Source organism: Flavobacterium sp. F52 (assembly GCF_000278705.1).
GTDB classification, from domain to species: domain Bacteria; phylum Bacteroidota; class Bacteroidia; order Flavobacteriales; family Flavobacteriaceae; genus Flavobacterium; species Flavobacterium anhuiense.
Genome location: NZ_AKZQ01000042.1, coordinates 28,785 through 48,267, shown reverse-complemented (window position 1 = coordinate 48,267; position 19,483 = coordinate 28,785). Strand labels below are relative to the sequence as shown.

15 protein-coding genes are annotated in these 19,483 nt (G+C 35.4%); 3 read left to right on the top strand and 12 right to left on the bottom strand.

Going from position 1 to position 19,483, the window contains the following annotated elements:
- The first annotated feature begins 19 nt into the window (after nt 1–19).
- Complete coding sequence (locus FF52_RS21945; protein ID WP_008469064.1) at nt 20–394, top strand: group III truncated hemoglobin; 375 nt, start codon at nt 20–22, stop codon at nt 392–394.
- A 133-nt stretch (nt 395–527) separates the two neighbouring features.
- Here the strand turns inward: FF52_RS21945 and FF52_RS21940 are convergent, their stop codons facing one another.
- From FF52_RS21940 to FF52_RS21930, 3 genes are all read right to left on the bottom strand, one after another.
- Nucleotides 528–1,124 (bottom strand): Crp/Fnr family transcriptional regulator, encoded by a 597-nt coding sequence (locus FF52_RS21940; protein WP_008469062.1) that lies wholly within the window; start codon nt 1,122–1,124, stop codon nt 528–530.
- A gap of 189 nt (nt 1,125–1,313) precedes the next feature.
- Nucleotides 1,314–2,642 carry an OmpA family protein gene (locus FF52_RS21935; protein ID WP_008469061.1) on the bottom strand — a complete coding sequence of 443 codons (1,329 nt, stop codon included), beginning with the start codon at nt 2,640–2,642 and terminating at the stop codon, nt 1,314–1,316.
- A 29-nt stretch (nt 2,643–2,671) separates the two neighbouring features.
- Nucleotides 2,672–9,037, bottom strand: coding sequence for a T9SS type A sorting domain-containing protein (locus FF52_RS21930; protein ID WP_008469059.1), 6,366 nt, complete (start codon nt 9,035–9,037; stop codon nt 2,672–2,674).
- Nucleotides 9,038–9,114: 77 nt separating this feature from the next.
- Between FF52_RS21930 and FF52_RS21925 the strand changes: the two genes are divergently transcribed.
- Entirely contained in the window at nt 9,115–10,122 is a 1,008-nt protein-coding gene (locus FF52_RS21925; RefSeq protein WP_008469058.1) for a hypothetical protein, read from the top strand.
- A gap of 12 nt (nt 10,123–10,134) precedes the next feature.
- Here FF52_RS21925 and FF52_RS21920 read toward each other — a convergent pair whose 3' ends face one another.
- From FF52_RS21920 to FF52_RS21910, 3 genes are all read right to left on the bottom strand, one after another.
- Nucleotides 10,135–10,692: a phage tail protein gene (locus FF52_RS21920; RefSeq protein ID WP_008469057.1), complete on the bottom strand. Its 558-nt coding sequence runs from the start codon at nt 10,690–10,692 to the stop codon at nt 10,135–10,137.
- 231 nt (nt 10,693–10,923) lie between these two features.
- On the bottom strand, nt 10,924–13,278 hold the full coding sequence (locus FF52_RS21915) for a mechanosensitive ion channel family protein (protein ID WP_008469056.1): 2,355 nt from the start codon (nt 13,276–13,278) through the stop codon (nt 10,924–10,926).
- 104 nt (nt 13,279–13,382) lie between these two features.
- Nucleotides 13,383–13,631, bottom strand: coding sequence for a hypothetical protein (locus tag FF52_RS21910; protein ID WP_008469055.1), 249 nt, complete (start codon nt 13,629–13,631; stop codon nt 13,383–13,385).
- A gap of 91 nt (nt 13,632–13,722) precedes the next feature.
- On the opposite strand from FF52_RS21910, the gene FF52_RS21905 reads away from it, so the two are divergent.
- Nucleotides 13,723–14,016: a winged helix-turn-helix transcriptional regulator gene (locus FF52_RS21905; protein WP_008469053.1), complete on the top strand. Its 294-nt coding sequence runs from the start codon at nt 13,723–13,725 to the stop codon at nt 14,014–14,016.
- A gap of 2 nt (nt 14,017–14,018) precedes the next feature.
- On the opposite strand, the gene FF52_RS21900 is transcribed toward FF52_RS21905, so the two are convergent.
- The 6 genes from FF52_RS21900 to pdeM form a co-directional block, all read right to left on the bottom strand.
- Complete coding sequence (locus tag FF52_RS21900; protein ID WP_008469051.1) at nt 14,019–15,683, bottom strand: sensor histidine kinase; 1,665 nt, start codon at nt 15,681–15,683, stop codon at nt 14,019–14,021.
- A gap of 4 nt (nt 15,684–15,687) precedes the next feature.
- Nucleotides 15,688–16,701 (bottom strand): SpoIIE family protein phosphatase, encoded by a 1,014-nt coding sequence (locus tag FF52_RS21895; protein ID WP_008469050.1) that lies wholly within the window; start codon nt 16,699–16,701, stop codon nt 15,688–15,690.
- Nucleotides 16,694–17,110, bottom strand: a complete 417-nt coding sequence (locus FF52_RS21890; RefSeq protein ID WP_008469048.1) for an anti-sigma regulatory factor — start codon at nt 17,108–17,110, stop codon at nt 16,694–16,696. The genes FF52_RS21895 and FF52_RS21890 overlap by 8 nt, the downstream gene beginning before the upstream one ends.
- Entirely contained in the window at nt 17,091–17,489 is a 399-nt protein-coding gene (locus tag FF52_RS21885; RefSeq protein ID WP_008469047.1) for an STAS domain-containing protein, read from the bottom strand. The genes FF52_RS21890 and FF52_RS21885 overlap by 20 nt, the downstream gene beginning before the upstream one ends.
- 18 nt (nt 17,490–17,507) lie before the next feature.
- Nucleotides 17,508–18,350, bottom strand: a complete 843-nt coding sequence (locus FF52_RS21880) for an STAS domain-containing protein (RefSeq protein WP_008469046.1) — start codon at nt 18,348–18,350, stop codon at nt 17,508–17,510.
- 489 nt (nt 18,351–18,839) lie between these two features.
- The gene (pdeM, locus tag FF52_RS21875; RefSeq protein WP_008469045.1) at nt 18,840–19,478 is read right to left on the bottom strand and encodes a ligase-associated DNA damage response endonuclease PdeM; all 639 of its coding nucleotides are present in this window, start codon (nt 19,476–19,478) and stop codon (nt 18,840–18,842) included.
- Between the last annotated feature and the right edge of the window lie 5 nt (nt 19,479–19,483).

Here is a 19,483-nt window from a genome sequence, read left to right as displayed (position 1 = left end):
CATTCAGAATCAAAAAAATATGAAAACAGATATTAGAAATAAAGATGATATAACCGTGTTGGTAGATGCTTTTTATTTAAAAGTAAAAAAAGACTTGATCATAGGATATTTGTTTACAGAAATTGCTATGACAAACTGGGAGAAGCATCTTCCGATTATGTATGATTTTTGGGATAACATTATTTTTCATAGCGGAAATTTTGACGGAAATCCGATGCTGAAACATCGCATGCTAGATCAGAAAAGTACTCTTACACAGGCTCATTTTGAGCATTGGACTAAACTTTGGAAAAAAACGGTAGATGATTTGTTTGAAGGAGAAAAAGCTGATGAAATAAAAATAAGAGCAGAAAATATTTCAAAATGGATGATGAATAAAGTCATTTCAATATAAAAATGGGAACTAAAACAGCTCCCATTTTTAGTTTTTAAAGATATTAGAACTGAATTAATAATTTCTTGTAACCTTAAACAAAAAAAGAAAAAATCTTCCTGTTTTGGTATGATTCAAATCATAAGGCATGAAATTAATAGAACAATTTATGATCGATAATTTCGATTTTTTTGTTCTTGCTCATAAGCGATAATGTACGTATTACGGTTTCTACACGAAGTCCTGTAAAATCTGCAATTTCTTGTCTTGTATATGGAATTTTCATTTTTATTGAAGCGCCTATGTTACTTTGCTTTTTTAAATTATCTAAAAAATACTGAATGCGGTATTCAGGTTTATTATTAACTATGTTTTTAGAAAAGACAATCTTGTTATATATTTTCCACGCAAATAATTTGAGTATTTTAAATTGCATTTCTGGATTTTCTTCAAGAAAAGAAAAAAAGTTGTTTTTGGACAATTTTAGAATAACACAATCCGTTTGAGCAATAGCAGTAGCAGGGTAAGGCTGTCCGATAAAAAGCGGCGGTTCGCCAAAACTGTTTCCTTCATTAAAAATGCCAACCGTCAAATCTTTGCCATCTTCGTTGGTATAACTCATTTTTACAGTTCCTTCTAAAATTTGATAATAAGAAATAGCGGCGTCATTTTCGAAGAAAATAATGGAGTTTTTGGTAACCTTTTTTGCTACGGCTCCCCAAGTGTAAAGTAAGTCAGTATCAATATGCATGGCAAAACAATTAATACGTTGCGAAGAATTGGTAAAGTGTCTGGATTAGTTTTAATTAAAACAAAGAAAGACATTAAGCAAAAAAGAAAACATGATATTTGTTAGCTTTTGAAATGTTTTTAAATCAAAAAAGAAAAAAGCATGAAAAAGAGAACTAAGCTCTTTATCATGCTTTATAGAATTGTAGAATTAAAAAAAATATTTTGCGTCTATCAGAGTAAGTGAAACTCTTCTGTTTTGCGGTTTATTTTCTGCTGGAGTATTTGGAACTAAAGGTTCGCTTTCTCCTTTTGAGAATAAATGCATACGGTTAGACTCTATTCCTTTGTTCTGTAAATAATCTGCAACTGCCTGAGCTCTTTTCATTCCAATTTCAAGATTGCGTTTTTCAGTTCCTATATCACAAGTATATCCAGTAATATTTAGATCTGTGTCTTTGTTCGATCTTAGAATTTTTGCAATTTCATCTAATCTTGAAGCAAGTTCTGGCGTTACGCTAGTATTTCCAATTTCTTGGAAAGCGAGAGGCTCTTTTTCAATATAGTTTCTTTCCTCTGTAGTCAGTTCTTTTTTAGCAGGAACTGCTTCTGCAACTTTTTGCTGTACAGGAACCTCTTTCTGAACTGGAGCTGTTTCTGTCTGAGTAACTGGTTCTGCTTTTGTCTGTACAGGTTCTGGTTTGTCTTTAGCTAATGAAAAACCTAGTTTCAGTTGGATTCCAGCAGATAGATAACGGCTTTCTTGAACGATACTGCTATTTCCGATTGTACCATTTGCCTGAATATTGTCAAGTCCGTTTGGATTGTAAGCCACAATATTGGTATTTGGAGTTTCTTTTGCCAAATCAGTTAAACCGTAATCAAGGTATAAACCTGTATAAAGCTTTGTTTTTTCTGCTAGTTTAAATGTTAGACCAGTTTCAAAACTTAACATAAAAGCGGGATCTAAGCTTACTGTTGTTTTATCTTGCCAATTGGTTACTTTTCCAAATCCGTGAGAAGGCAGATCATCAACTAAAAGATTTACATCAGGATAATAACCGCTCAGCTGTAACTCAGAAGCCGAAGCTTTTACAGTTTGTTTTCCTGGGAACATAATTTTTCCTCCGAATCCAAAGTACAATTGTGTCTGAGAAGCAATTGATGTTCTGTATTGAAGAAGAAGCGGAATCGCGAAACCAATAAAATGTTGATCTTCTTTATAGTTGGTAGGAGTGACCCGATACTCAAATGCAGAAGTTTGGTCATCGACTTCATAAGTTGAGATGGTAGTTCCGTTATTTAATTCAAAACTATTTTGATTGTATGTAACATCAACGCCTGTCGAAATTCCCCAGTGATTGCTGAAGAAATAGGTATATCCAACACCTATTCCTCCACCAAATTTTAGTTTACCTTCTCCGATATTGCTATCGTATAGAATTCCAGACGGACCGCCGTTAATTTTAAAATTAATTTCCTGTGCTTTTATCGTGACGCTAAACAGTACTAGTATAGCTATGGTGGCTTTAATTTTCATTGTTTGTAATTTTAAATTAAATCTCATTTTTATTTAACCAATAAGTTGATTGTTTTTAACTGACCGTCAGCCAGTTTAAGAACAACAATATATAAGGCTGTCTGCGAAGGAGCGATAATTTGATTTTTGGCTTTTACATTTGAAATAGTCTGAACTAATTTCCCTGCAATGTCATAAATAACCACCTCAGATCCATTTAATTGAGATTCGCTAAAATCACATTCTAAAGTAAACTCGGCATTAGGTTTAACTGGGTTTGGATAAATTTTGATTTTCTTGGTGAAAATTGTTCCAGTTGTTTCAATTGGACAAGATTTAATGGAGTTTCCGTTTTTGTCTTTTGCAATTACGTAATAAGTGCCATTTAAAGGCTGTATTTCACTATAATATTGCTTAGTTGCTCCAGAAATAGCTGCTCCGTTTTTATACCATTGCCAAGCCACAAAATTATTTGATCTATTATCAAAGAATAGAACATTTGCCCATTGCTGTATAACAAGACCAGATTGGCTTATTTCTATTTGTTTTACCACGGCAGTGGCAGGATTATGATTTTGATCTCCATTTTGTGTTGCAGTAATGGTTGAACTTCCTGAACCTGTAATGTTTAAAGTAGATCCTGAAATTGTTCCCAATGCTGCATTTGCAATACTGTAAGAAACTGGTAAGCCACTATCAGTTGTTGCTGTTAAGGTAACATTTTTAGAATCTGAACAGCCAAATTCTAAAGTCTGATTCCAAGTAATTGTTTGATTTGCTTTAGTAATTTCAAATTCTGCACCAGTAAAGGCAATTACGTAATCTGCCCCAGCATTGATTGTTCCCAGCTTAATGTTGTATTTTCCAACATTTTCTCCAGCATCTCTTGTAAGCAGACCGCTAAGTATTGAGTTTGTATCTCCGTTAGCAAAACCTAAAGCAGTGTAATTGAATACTGGATCTGTTGTGCCATATACTTTGGTATGTCCTGTTGCTGCGGTTATAGTAAGAGTATATTTTTGTGTTGTAAAACTTACTTCATTTCCATAATTAATAAAACCGTTACTGTTTATAGCATAAGTTCTAACATAATACGTTCTATTTCCTCTAAGTCCAGATAAAGAGTTTGTAAATGTTCCTAATGCAGCAGTGACATTAATTTTAGTATCAGCTGTAGTAGGGTTAGCATGCTGAGCATATACAAAACCAACTTCCGTTAAACAAGAACCACTGTCAGTATTGATTCCGTCAGAAGATGCTGTACCAGATAATGAAGCGCCAGTTGTAGTTATTCCAGAAACCACTGCAGTATTTAAATTGACTGGATTAGCAGGTTGAATTACTTCAACAGTTGCAGTAGCCGTACAAGAATTATCATCTGTAATAGTTACAGTGTAAGTTCCGGCAGCAAGACCAGTTGCAGTTGCGGCATTTCCGCCAGATGGAGCCCAAGAGTAAGAATAGGCACCTGTACCGCCTGTTACGCTTACTGTAGCCGACCCGTTATTTCCGTTATGGCAAGATACTGCTAAAGGAGTTGCAGTTAAGGTTAAGGCATATGGTTCTGTAATGGTAATCGCTTTTGTTGCAGAACATGAATTTTCATCTGTAACGGTTACAGTATAAACTCCTGCGGTAAGACCAGTTGCTGTTGCTGCACTTCCGCCAGACGGAGACCAAGAGTAAGTATAAGCTCCAGTTCCTCCAGTTGCCACTACAGATGCAGTACCGTTATTGCCTCCATTACAAGAAACATTGGTATGAGAATCTGTTAGCCAAAGGGCAGAAGGCTCTGTAATTTGAACGGTTTCTGTCACAGAACATCCGTTTGCATCGGTCACAGTAACACTATAAGTATTTGGACTTAATCCTGTAGCTGTTGCAGCAGTTCCCCCAGATGGCGACCAAGAATAGGTATAAGTTCCAGTTCCTCCAGAAGGAGTTACAGTAGCTGTTCCGTTATTTGCCTGATTGCATAAAACGTCTGTTTTAGCTACCGTTGCTGTAAGAACAGGAGGTTCAGTAATAGTTACGCTTGCCGTAGTTTGACATAGGTTGGCATCTTTGACAGTAACTGTATATGTTCCTGCTGGTAAACCAGAAGCAGTTGCAGCAGTTCCGCCAGAAGGAGACCAAGAGTATGTATAAGTTCCAGTTCCTCCAGTAACGTTTACGGTTGCAGTTCCGTTAGAACTTCCATTGCAAGTAACATCGGTTTGAGATGTTGTTGCACTAAGAGCATTAGGTTCTGTTATAGTAAAACTTTGTGTTTTGGTGCATGAGTTAGCGTCTTTTACTGTGACAGTATAAGTTCCAGCAGAAAGTCCAGTTGCTGTTGCTGCATTTCCGCCAGAAGGAGACCAAGTGTAGGAATATGCACCTGTGCCACCTGTTACTGAAACACTTGCAGAACCATTGTTTCCTCCATTGCAAGTCACATTTGTTTGAGGATTTGGTGTTATTACAATGGCCGATGGCTCAGTGATTGTAAAGTTTTTGACAATTGAACATCCATTGCTGGCAGTGATTGTTACAGAATAGTTTCCTGCACTAAGGTTATTTGCAGTGTCAGAAGATCCTCCAGAAGGAGACCAACTATAAGTAAACGGTCCAGCGGCTCCTGAAGGAATAACTGAAGCAGAACCAGTGTTGGATCCATTGCATAGCACATTAACTTGACCAGTGGCAGCTACTAGCGTATTAGTTGTATTGATGATAAAGTTTTTAGTGACCGTACATCCATTTCCATCTGTAATGAGACAGCTGTAATTGCCTGCTGCCAAGTTGGTAATATTTTGCGTGGTAGCACCTCCTGGTGTCCATAAATAGCTATAATTACCAACACCGCCGAATGGTGTTACAGAAGCATCTCCACCCACAGAACAAGTTGCATTTGTCTGCGAAGTAGTAGCGCCTAAAACTGAAGGCTGATTGATCGTAAAATTTTTAGTAATAGAACATCCATTAGCATCTGTAATTAGACAGCTATAATTTCCTACGGTTAAGCCAGTAGCAGTAGCAGCTGTACCCCCGGATGGAGACCATAAGTAGGTATAAGTTCCAGCCCCACCTGATGCTGTAACTGTAGCAGTTCCTGTTGCTCCGCCATTACATAAAACATCGGTATGTATTTTTGTGGCGTCTAAGATTGGCGGTTCAGTAATAGTAACTGGTACATATTTGACACAATAGTTAGCATCTGTTATGGTTACCGTATAAGTTCCAGCCGATAGTCCGGTAGCAGTTGCAGCGGTTCCTCCGCTAGGAGCCCATTGGTAAGTATAAGTGCCTGTTCCTCCAGTAACAGTTACAGTAGCTGAACCATTTGATTCTCCATTGCATAAAACGTTGGTTTTGTCAACGCTTGTGGTAAGGGCGGGTGGTTCTGATATAGTGAAATCTAATGTTTTTACACATTGTTTTGCATCCTTTACGGTTACAGTATATGTCCCTGCAGAAAGACCTGTTGCAGTGGGAGTTGTTTGGATAGGATTAGTATTCCAAGAGTAAGTATAATTTGGTGTGCCACCAGAAGCAACTACCTGAGCTGTTCCATTTCCACCTCCATAACAAGAAGTATTTGATACAGTGCCTTTCGTAAGCGTAAGAGGAACTAAAGGTTGTCCTATTGTTACATTTGCAGTATTAGAACATAAATTTTCATCCGTTACAGTTACTGTATAAGCTCCTGCCGCCAATCCTGTTATTGTGGCTGTACTTTCTCCAGTAGACCATAAATATGTATAATTGCCAGTTCCTCCACTTGGAGTTGCAGTGGCTTGACCTGTTGAATCACCAAAACAGGCTACATCAACTTTAGAAGTGAGTATGTTAATATGATTAACGGTTAGTGTTGCACTGCTTGAAGTAGCAGACGGAGTACATGTTCCGCTTGCGACAGCTCTATATTTGTATCCGTTAAATGCAGCAGGAGCACCAGTTATAGTCAAGGTAGAAGTGGTAATGCTAGAATAGGGTGCACCATTTGGTACATCAACAAATCCTCCCCCTTGGCCATCATCTACTTGCCACTTGTATGCTGTTGCATTTGATGCAGTTACTGAAAAAGAAGTAATGCCGCCAGAGCAGATCGATACTGATGAAGGGTTTGATGTAATAGCAGGAGCTGAATTTACAGTAAGACTAGCACTATTTGAAGTAGCTGGTGGAGTACAGGTTCCAGATGCAACAACTCTATATGAATACCCATTCATTGCCACTGTTGCTCCAGTTATTGTAAGAGTTGCGTTAGTTACTCCAGAATAAGGAGCACCATTTAATATATTGACAAATCCTGTACCTTGACCTTCATCTACCTGCCATTGATATCCTGTAGCATTAGAAGCAGTTGCAGTAAAAGTAGTATTAGCTCCCTGACAGACAGAGCTTGCAGAAGGCTGTCCTGTTATAGAAGGTACAGAATCTATTGTTAATGTTACACTATTTGAAGTTGCGAAAGGAGTACATCCTCCGGTCGCCACTACTCTGTATGCATAGCCACCTAGTTCAGCAGTTGCTCCAGTTATTGTAAGAGTAGAGGTAGTTGCACCAGAAAATTGAGCATCGTTTGAGATAGCTCCGAATCCTAACCCTCTGTCTACATACCATTGGTACCCTGTTGCATTAGATGCTGCAACAGAAAAAGCAGCATTACCTCCCAAACAAACAGATGTTGATGTAGGTTGCGCTGTTATAGCAGGAGGAGAATTTACAGTTAATGCAGCACTGTTTGAAATTGCGTTAGAGGTGCAAGAATTAGTTGCTACAGCTCTGTACAAATATCCGTTCATTGCAGCTGTTGCTCCAGTTATCGTAAGAGTAGAACTAGTGATGCCAGAATATGGAGCGCCAATTGAAATGTCTATAAATCCAGCACCTTGCCCTTGATCTACTTGCCATTTGTATCCAGTGGCAGTAGATGCTGTTACACTAAAAGTAGTAGTATCTCCTACACAAATTGTACGTGAAGAAGGCTCTGATGTTATTGCAGGAAGTAGATTTACTGTTCCTGATAACGCTACATTTTTTGTTGGTATTCCTGTAGAAGATACAGTTAAATTCCCAGTTGGTGTTCCAGTAGCTGTTGCAGCTATACGAACATATATGTTCATATTTATATTACCTGAAGAAGGTGTTAATGATAAATTAGAAGCATAAGTGCCACCAGCCGTTGTCGCTACCTCATATCCTGTCGGAGCTGATAAATCTAAATTTGCAGTTAATTGACCAGCTTTTAGTAAAAAACTTTGTGGTGTAGATGTTGAACCAGCACAAGTTGTAAATCCGCTTAGTGAACTTTCACTAGTTGAAGATCCTGCTGATTCTGCTATTGTGACTGCTTGTGTTACAGAGCATCCTCCAGATCCATTTGGAGAGTTATCTCTAATAGTTACATTGTAATTTCCTGGAGCAAGTCCAGATGCTGTTGCTGTCGTAATACCAGAAGGTGTCCATTCATAAGTATATGGTGCATTACCTCCCGATGCAGTAACTGTTGCAGTACCATTGTTTGCTCCATATGCACTAGGAGTATTAGCTGAAACCAGCGACGAAAGTGCTGTTGGAACCGTTAATGTTGCAGTATTAGAATTTACAGATCCCGATCCTGTAGCCACACAACGATACTGATAACCATTCATAGCTGATGTTGCTCCTGTAATGGATAGCATTGAAGTAGTTGCGCCAGAATAAGGTGCTGTATTTGAGATATTTGTAAACCCGCTTCCTGTATTAACTTGCCATTGGTAACTTGTAGCATTAAGGGCTGTAACAGAAAAAGTAGTATTAGCTCCAGGACATATTGTTTTATTAGCTGGATGAGCAGTAATTGTTGGAGCTACGATATTGGTAAACGTAAATTCATCAATTGCAAAGTAATCGTAATTACTGCTCAGGTGAATTTCTAATTGATCTATAACTTGATTTGTATTATCAGAGCCTCCCTCGTTAGCAAAATTCACCAATGTAAAACCGTTTCCTGGCAAGGTTTTTCCTGTATCGCCACCTGTTGTGTTTCTAACTACAGTAAAAACAGTATTTCCTGAAAGTTTTCCTATAAAAGTTATAGATCCAGGACCATTTCCAAGTGTAACTGAAGGTAAATATGAAGAGTGTCCAGATACAAAAAACCAAAAGCTATTAATTTTAAATGTACCGCTAGCGGCAGTAATAGCCCCTGACTGTCCATATGCACCAGAAGGGTCATTTACATGTATGAATTTTGGTGTTTGATCATAGCCTGTGTTAGCAATATTTGCAACAACAAACCCATATACGGAAGACAAATTAAAGGTTTTTCCACCAGACGTAAAGCTTGCCGAATTCGCAGTCATTGTTTCAAAATTTTCAGTTGACTGCGAATTTACCTTTGGTATTGCAAAAATTAGAAATAGTAATAATAAGTAGAGTTTTTTCATAATTTTCCTATATTAAGTATACTTTTAGTATTGTTGTATTCAATTTTAACTTATATTTCACTCATTAATTATAGTATATGTATAAGCAAGAACTTACACTCATTGTTAAATCTATCATTGCATCAAGCACTAATGAAGAGCATATACATTGGGCTAAAAAACTTTCTGCTTTTTATCAGAATGTTCTAACAGATAAACAATCAGATGATAATGAAATAGTTGTACAAGGCGGTGTCGCTTTATCAAGCTCGGGTGCGGCAGATTGCGTTGATGATTATCTGCGTACTGTCAATTTTATTAAAGGCATTTATAAAGCTTTAAATAATTTAATTGTTCTATTCCCAGATCGACACATTAATATACTTTATGCTGGCTGTGGACCTTATGCAACATTAATTCTGCCTTTACTTCCATTATTTAAGAAAGAGAGAATTAGTGCTGTTTTGATTGATATTAATGGGTCCTCTATAGAATCAGTAAAAAAAATCATTTCCATAATCGGTTTTGAGGATTATAATCTTAATTTAATAGAAGCTGATGCAACTACTTATATAATTCCGAAAAACTTTGAGGTCGATCTTGCTGTATCTGAAACTATGCATTATGCCCTAACTAGAGAACCTCAAGTTGCCATTAGTAAGAATATAATTAGACAATTACCTCAGCATGCGATATTTATTCCACAAGAAATAAAAATTGATCTTATTTATACTTTTTTCGATTATGAACCATCTCTTAGAATGGACATAAACGGAATAAAGGGCTACAAAAATATGCAGCCCTATATTTACAATGTATTTGTTGATAGAGTATTAACAATAAACAAAGAACATTTTGTTGGAGCTAATCATGTCTCAAAAATTGAAACTGATTATTATACGCTCCCTATTAATTTTAGTAACCATCCGGATATATGTCTTTTTACTGAAATAAAAATATTTGAAGACATAGAATTAAAAACTGCGGAATCATACATTACAAATCCTTATTGTTTGGTGTCTATATATGGTATTTCGAATTATAATGAAATTCAGTTTGTATATGATTATAGTGAAATACCAAAATGGGTATATAAACTAAAATAAAATAATAAACTACTAATTTCGAGAAGGATACTCTCCTGATATACAAATAATATAGTTTATTGCCAAATAAGGTTGCATATTGTTTACAGGTATATTACTTCCTGTAGCCCCTGTTGTAATTTCGCTGGCAAGTTTAACGCTAGGAGTTGATTTAGCAAAGCCAAGCGTTGGAGAGAAAACTCTCGAAATAAGTTCCCCAGGTGTAGCAATTGAAGCGCCATCTACTGGAGTAGAATCAGTTGCTTCTGCACTAGTTACTCCAATTGTACCAGGACCTGTATGTATGTGAGCAGGTAAATTACTTGTTATTAATGTATTAGTTGGAGTACCTGCTGTTTCACCAAGAGTGTAAAAATTTCCAAATCTACTCTGACCTTGTCCAATTGGAACAACACCTTGTAAATTTGGTAAGGCAAAATTAGTGGTTCCATTTCCTCCATAAGTAGTGCCTAAAAGTGAAAATAAAGCATTGTATTGAGAAATTGGCAATATTTGTCCTGCACAAAACATATAGTTTCTTGGCGCAAAATTTCCTGCAAAGATTTTAATTACTCCCAATAGTTCGTCCATAATTTTTTAAGATTTAATAGTTAATGTTAGTTTTATATAGTGTTTTACTACAATGCTAAATTACTTTATAACAAAATTATGGGTACACGGGTTTATACGTGTTTTTGCTAATGTGCTATTATTTAACACAATACCTTAAAAGTAAGAAAATAATCTCAATATTTTAACTCCAAGAGATATGTTTTGGGCAATAAAAAAGGCAGTAACTCGTTTACTGCCTTTTTTCCTGTTTTAACTTGAGAATGTCAATCCTCTGTTTTTGAAGCTTACATAAAGTTCTTGCCTTGCGGAACTTATCGTTTCTTCGGTTCTGTAAATACTGCACCAGAACTTGATTAGAAGTTTATATTTTCCATCAGAAATTGAGCTGTAATATATTTGTGATGGTTTTGAATTGTTTACCAACGGAAGGTTAGAAAGTGTGTCAGTTACTATCGTATTAATTTCCTCTGGAATGGTTTCTCCGGTAATTTCAAATGTAATTTCTACTAATTTAAAATTATCGGTATACGTCCAGTTCGTGATATTTTGAGACAATAAGTTACCATTCGGAATAATGATTTCGGCACCGTTTGGAGCATTGATTTTAGTTGTTCGCAATCCCATCGATTTGATGCGGCCAGATTCTGAACTAATTTCAACCACATCGCCAACTTGAATAGGTTTGTCAAAAATCAAGATAATTCCCGATACAAAATTGTTGACAATGTTTTGAAGTCCAAGTCCAACACCGACACCTAAAGCTCCTAAAAGAATACTCAACTTGTCTAGAGGCATTCCAGAAGCAGCAACAGCAAGCAAATAACCGCTTATAAGAACCACCAATCGAGTAATAAGCAATTTTGAATGTTGTCTTTTATTGATGTTTTCTTCGTTTTCATCATCAATTTCGCCAAAGAAATAAGCCACATATTTTTGCAGTAAATGCGCTGCCCAGATAATAATGAAAAATAAAACGATATTGCCAAGCGTAAATGTGATGCTTCCGATTGTATTCGGATGACTTAATAGTTTTGTCAAAGAAGCACGAAGCGATTCCCATATATTCAAATTCGAAGCAATTACAATCAGCCACATATAACTGATGGCAATGATAAAAGGTCTTTTCAAGGTGTCTGACAAGCTTTCGTAATCAAACATTTTTTCAATTCCTCTTTTTACCCTAGTTGTATAAATTTGAAGTAGAATAATTTCCAAAATAATCTTTAGAAGTACACTTAAAGCAACAATTTGAGTAAGCGATATAAAAGCGGTTAAGCTTAACATATTAGAAAGCGAAACTCTTCCAAAAACATTATAAAGAATAGACAAAATATTTAGTCCAATAAAAATGATACTTGCCCATTTAAAAAAGCCTTTTATGTAAAGTTCTTCTTTAAGTGTTTTAATCTGAACCAAACCGTAGCGGATTCCTAAAATATTGATCGCAACAAAAGCAAAACGCTGCAATAATCCGATTGTGATAAATAAGTCCAAAAAGCAAAGCGCAAAGAATAATCCTAATAAGAAAAGCCAGTTTCTCATAGCAACGCCAGACCACTGATTTTTGAAAAGAAAGATTAAAACGCCAAGTAAGGAAAGCTGAATTAATTCTAAAAACAGGGCAGGAGCATATAAATTGGTAACTACAGCAATATTTAGTGCGATAACCAAAACAGGAAGCAGGACACCGCGGTTTAGGTATTTGAAATTTAAGAGCAAAAGATTTTCTGCGTAGCCATTTGTTTTAAGGTATTTGATGTTTCTGGAAATGTACCAAAACAAAAGTCCCATAAAAAAGCATAAAGTGATAAGTCCGCCAGCTTTATAACTTAGATAGTAAGCGGCAACATTTTCTTCAATTATAATTTTGGCTTTAATGTTGTGGGTTACTCTTTTCTTTACAGCAGAATCACTGATTTGCCATAAAGAAGGATATTCTTTCTTGAAAATGCTGATTCCAGATTTCTCCAATTTGCTTTCAACGGTTGCCAAGGCATTAGAAACTGCAATTTTCCGTTGTACGGTTAGTCTTTTTTTGTTGTTTAGCGTCGTTTGGTTTTTAGTCATTAGACTATCCGTGGCAACATATCTTTTTCTAAGGTTCCCGAATTCTTTTTTAAATTGCTTACGGCGTATCGTATCTTTTAATAGAGTAATTAAAGTTTTGTCTTTTCGAAGATCAATTACACGTTTCTTGATGTTTTCAAGATTTTGATTTCGATCATTGATGGCTTTGTTCTGTTCTTCCAATTCTTGTTGAATTTCCTGAAGCACAACTCGGTACATTTGTTGGTTTCTCACATTCGGATTGGCTCCTTTTAAACTGGCTAAGATTAAATCCAGTTTGCTTTCGGTACGTTTCATATCGCCAAAAAGGTGACGCGTATCTCCTGCGAAATCAATGTCGTTGTACGCAGATTCTAAAACTTCTCCAGCTTTCTCGATTGCCATTAAGTAATCGCTATCTGTTGCTGTAGTATCGTTAAATAATCTTCCGCGATTTTCTTTTTTTGCAGTTTTTTGTTCTTGACCGTAATTGAGCTGTGAGAAGAAAAGGAATAAAAATAAAGAGAAAAAATAAAATGTTCTTTTTTGAATAGTCATAGTATTAAGGGCTTATTTGGGAGCTCAAATTTAATTTTTTTGAAAGACTTTCAGTTAAGAAAAATTAAATTTAAAACTATAACTTAATATTTAGTGGGATAACTTTATTCTAGTTCTCTTGAAGTAATTTCTTGTTCAATTTCTTTAAGAGAATTCGAATGGTTAATCATAATGAATGCCAAAACAAAAGGAAATAGTATTAAAATTAGAAATCCCTTTTTTAGAAGTAGCAAAACAATAAGAATGAATAATATGATGGCAGCTAGAATCAAAATTGTAATTGTGGTCTGAATCGTTTTTTGCACTTTTAACAGCTCTTCAATGCTCATGTCGCTTGGTTTCTTTCCTTTCATTTTATATTTTTACTTTAGAATTACAACAAATTTTATTTAAAAAACTTTCCAAAACAAGAAGTCAGATTTTTTTGACTACCCAGCAATTATTATGGAAGAAACAGAAACTTGTCCAGCACAAAGACTTTTGAAAATGTTATCTGGAAAATGGAAGGCAGAAATTTTTCGTTTGGCTGTAGAATCGCCTTTACGTTTTAATACTTTACTGCGTCAGATTCAAGGTTCTAACAAACAGTCATTATCTACAGCCTTAAAAGAGCTGGAGGAAGAAGGGCTTTTGGAAAAGACTACAATTAAGCTAAAACCTCTCCATATTGAATACAATTTGACAGAGAAGGGAAAAGCTTTAATTCCCGTTTTCCAGCATTTGGAAGGATTATCCTGATTTTAATTCGAGGACTGGTTTTTTAGAGATAATTTAGCGGAATAGAGTTTGTTTTTTGGAAAATATATCCAAAAAGTGGTTCCTTCATCAGGTTTGCTGGTAAAGTTAATTATACCATTATGGTTTTCAATAATTCTTCGGCATAAAGCAAGTCCTATACCATTTCCTCCATATTGATCGCGTTCGTGAAGACGCTGAAACATGTCGAAAATTCGATTAGAATATTTGCTATCCATTCCAATTCCATTATCAGAAATTGCTATTACTTCATAGTTTTCTGCTCCTATAGGCAGGTGTTCATCTTTAGGAACATTTTCATGCAAAACTTTTACAGAAGGCTGTTTGGCATTAAATTTAAGAGCATTATTGATAAGATTATATAATAGCTGACGAAGCTGAGTGTCGAGCCCAAAAACTGTTGGTAGAGGATTTACATTTATAACTGCATGTTTTTCTTCAATAACCAAACTTAAATCTCCTAAAACGTCAATAATAATTTTGTTTAGATCGACTTTTTCAAAATATTGTTCTTTATTTTCAATTCTTGAATAATTAAGGACATCTGTAATTAAATTTGATAATCTTCCCGCAGCAGATGTTATTCGGTCAAAGTAATATTTTTTCTTTTGATCTTCGCTCAAATGTTCGCCAGCGCGAGAAAGCATTATCATAATTTTTCTCAGCGGCTCTTGAAGATCGTGGCTGGCAATATAAGCAAACTGTTCTAGTTCTTTATTTTTAAAACGAAGCTTTGAGTTGGCGCTTTCCAGTTCATGCTGAATTAATTTTAACTGAGTGTTATCTTTCAGTGTTTCAACCATCATTTTCTGTGCATTAATATCTACAAAATAGACCAGCCAGCTGTTAAAACTTCCATCTTCAGTTTTGTTCGGAACTATAGAAATTAAATGCCAGATATAATTAGAATCTTTTTTAATTCTAGTTTCACCTAAGAAATTTGATCGATTTTGTTTGGCTTTATTCCAACCTTCCAAAATTCCATCGATATCTTCAGTATGAATGAAATTCATCAAAGTTTTACGATCAAAAGAAAGTAAGGGTTTGTCTAAATAATTTTCTAGGGATTCATTTACCAGCAAGACATTATTTCGTTCATTAATTACGCAAATTAAAATCGGAATCGTGTTTGCCAACTGTTTGTATTTATTTTCACTTTCTGCCAGTTTTTCTGAAAGTGCTATAAGTTCAATATTCTTCTTTCGAATTTCGTCGTAAGGAGAAAGGGGAGTTTCAAACTTAAAATAATCAATTAACGTTTTAATCTTAGTTTCAGAAAGAAGCCCAGGAGATGGAATAGGCAGACTTATTTTAGTTACAGATTGATTATTCGAATACTGATATTCTATATGATGCGAAATTTTTGATGCATAAATAAAAGCATCTGGACTGCAACTTTTTAAATCAACATTATCGGTGATGATAGCTGTAATTTCTTTTTGTGTTGCCTTTATGATATTTATATTAAGCACCAGCAAAGAATCTTTTCCTTTTGCAATGGCACATCGGGCGACTTCAGAGACGGCAGTTGCAAATCTTGTCTGAAGGGACGATGCCATACCGCACATTTCAGCAATTTTCATGCAGCGCTTATGGGCTAGTATCAAGTCCATTTCGTTGTCAAGATTTATTTGTACAATCTCTTTCATAGTCTTAATTTATTTTTCCTACTAGAATAGTTGCATCATCATTGCCTCTGATGTTTTCTTTATAAAGAGCAGATGCAATTATGTTTGGACTTTGTTTAAAGATAGAAGTTAAATCATTTAAACTCCATCTTGTACGCAATCCGTCACTATGCATAATTATGATCTGATGTCTTCTGTAGGGCACGATCGTATTGTTTAATGTACGCGGTACGTTGTGCCCTATGATTCCGTTATAAGGTGTATACGTCTTATTATCTAATCCGTTGTAAATACGGGTGTTAATATTTCCGATACCACAAATGTTCCAAACTTCAGATTTATAATCAACAGATGCTATGGTTGCAACCAATCCTCTGGTTTTTTTTACTTTTATATGAATATCTCTCAGGATAGCGGAAGGTTCTGTTTCTATGGTTTGCCTAAACGCTTTTATCGCTGCTTCGACTGCTTCATTGGCACTTTCTCCATGTCCTAATCCATCGCCTACAAATATCTGAAAACCTTTGCTGGTTTGTTTTATATAATACCCATCTCCGCAAAGTTTTTCACCTGGATAATTTACAGCAATTGTAGCATGATTTAGTCCGCTTTTGGCAGAAGGTATTTCTAGATCGGGTTTCTCGCAGATTTTGACATATTGCACACATCCCCAATTTTTCATAGAATAAATCTGAAAATCGTTGCTTAGCCTTTTAATAGAACCTAAGCCATGCCCAAGAGTATTAGAAGACGAATAGCCGTCGTTCATTATTTTGACCACATTATCAAATCCAACTCCTTTATCGAGGCAGTAAATTTCAATTTCTTTGTATTCTCCGTCTATATTCGCGCGATAGAGCAATTCGCCACCGTTGGCAAATTTCATTAAGTTTGAAGTTAATTCTGCAACAATAATGTCTGTTTCAGCGGCTCTGTGAGGTGTAAAACCCAATTGAAGGGCAAGATTGTGTATTTCTCTTTTTATAAAAGCAATGAGACTTCTGTCATCTATTTTATAAGTGGAAAACGTATTATCCATTTTTCCATTTTGTTATAGTAACGGTGGTACCGTTTCCTAGTTCTGATTTAATGTCAAATTCATTGACAAGTCTTTTTGTTCCGGGCAATCCTAATCCGAGGCTTTTTCCTGTGCTGTATCCATCTTTCATTGCCAGTTCGATATCGGCTATTCCAGGGCCATTATCAATAAAAGTAACCCGTACGCCATTTTCGCGTCCGTTGCTGACAGATTCAATAATGACTTTACCGCCACCGCCATATTTGAGAAGGTTACGCACAAGTTCGCTTGTGGCCGTAATAAGTTTGGTCTGATTCAAAATACTCATGCCAATTTTTACGCCATACTCTTTAACACGATTGCGGAGCGGTACAACATCCTGTTCTTTTACGATCAGTGCTTCTTCTTTGTTATTCGTTATCGTCGTCATACTCCGGCTCTTCGTTATCGCTAGTTCGCATTTTTGAGCGAAGTAAATCCATGCCTTTTTCTACATTTAAGGCACTTATAACTCCATTTAAAGATAATCCAAGTTCTACCAGTGTAATGGCAACAGCAGGCTGCATTCCCACTACAACAGTTTGTGCGTCTAATATTCTTGACATTACTGCAATGTTTCCGAGAATTCGTCCCATAAACGAATCTATAATCGAAACAGCAGAGATGTCTATTAAAACACCTTTAGAACTATGTTTACTTATAGTATTAATTAAGTCTGATTCAAGATTTTCTGCCAGCTGATCATATAAATCTACCTGTATGGTAACAAGCAGAAAATCTCCCATTTTTAGGATAGGAATTCTTTCCATAAAAAAGCTTAAATCTTTTTATTCTACAATTTTCTTTCTTTTTACAACAGCTAACTGAAGCATTTCGAAAGCTGTTTGTAAGGCGCTTGCAAGTGAAGCTTTGGTGGTTATACCGCTTAAATCGATTCCTAAATGCACCACAGTTTGCGCAATTTCAGGACGAATTCCGCTGATAATACATTCTGCTCCCATTAAACGGGTTGCACTTACCGTTTTAATAAGGTGCTGTGCTACTAGAGAATCTACTGCTGGAACACCAGAAATATCCAAAATAGCGATAGAACTTCCTGTGTCAACAATCTGTTGCAAAAGGCTTTCCATCACTGTCTGAGTTCTTGAACTGTCTAGCGTTCCAATAATTGGCAAGGCAACAATTCCGTCCCATACTGTAATTACTGGAGTTGAAATTTCGCTGATTTCATCAATTTGTCTTGAGATTACGTCTTCTCTTCCTTTCATGAAAGCTTCAAAAGTCATAATCATCATGTTGTCTAAAATAGCATTCAGCTTTAGATTTGCATCATAAAGCTTCTCAGGTTCTTGAATCAATTCAGACAAAACTTGTGAGCACGCTTCTTTAAATGAAATTAAATATTGAGCATTTTCTCTAGGTGAAAAACCGCGTTTTCCTCTTGAAGATGAAATCCCGACAATTAAATCCTGAACTTTTTCAAACTCTTGTGAGTTTTCGTATTTTTCATCAGACTTAGCCAATACACTTAAAAAGAGAGAAGCAAATTCTTTTGACTCTTCTTCTTCCATCGCTCCATCTTCAGATCCTCCATCTAAAAGAATTTGAGACCAGATAGTTAATAATTTGTTTTCGTGCTCTTTTAAGACACCTAGTAAGTTGTTTTGCATTTGCTATAAATTTGGAATTTTCTCTTTCAAATATATAAATTTAAATTGGATGTTGAGAAAAGAAATACTAAAATGAAAACAAACATAAAATTTAACCTTTTTGATTGAAAAATGTATAATTACATGTTTTTGAGGAGATTTATGTTAAAAAAAAATGAATAATGCTTATTTTGTGATGTTTAGAGAAAAACTGAAAAGTAAGATTGTTCGCGCTTCTAGAAGGAGAGGTTTTATTAAAAATTGTTTCCTAATTTTAGCTGGGGAATTTTAAATTAAATTCTTAAAAAGGCTTTAGCAAAAATTGCGATTTGGCTAAAGTCTTCTGTATTGCAAATCATTTAACTCCAGCTAAAGCTGGAGGCAATTCAAATTTAATTGTGTTGCTAATCCGACGGGTTTTTTAAACCTGTTGGGTTTTTTGATTATACTTTAAATACAACTTTAAACAGATTGTTTTAAATGTTTGTAAATAAAAGCATCGGATGGTTTTCAATTGTTTTTATTTATTAAAATAACTTCATTGCCAGCTATAGCATAAACATTATGATCTTCCTCAGGTTTCATAATAAATTTTCCCGTAAATTCTCCAAAAGCAGGCAATATCATTTGATTGCTTTTTTGAAAAAAACATCTCAGTTTTAAACTTTGAAGCCCTAATCCGCGTAAAATTATTCCTGGATGAATATGCCCCGAAAAGTTAAAGAAATCTTCTTTTTCTGTCGGATGATGGGTTAAAAGAAAATGATCCATTTCTAAAGAATCAACAACAAGAATTCCAATTTCATAATAATGCTTCTGGTCAATTATATCGTGATTTCCTGCTATTAAATATGCCTCTTGATTATGTTTGGAAATCCATTCTTCAAATAAATCCCATTCTGCATTTTTTGCGCTATGGAATAAGTCTCCTAAGAAAATGATTTTTTCGGGAAGAAAATAATCTAGAACTTCTGTGATTTTTTTGAAATTTTCTGACACCGCACTTTGTGGAATAGCGATTCCGTGTTTTCTAAAATGCGTTACTTTTCCTAAATGCACATCAGAAATGATAATTATTTTTTTTGATTCCCAATAAACAGCTCCGCTTGGATGAAGTATAAAATTTTCGTTTTTTATCTGAATTTTCATAAGCT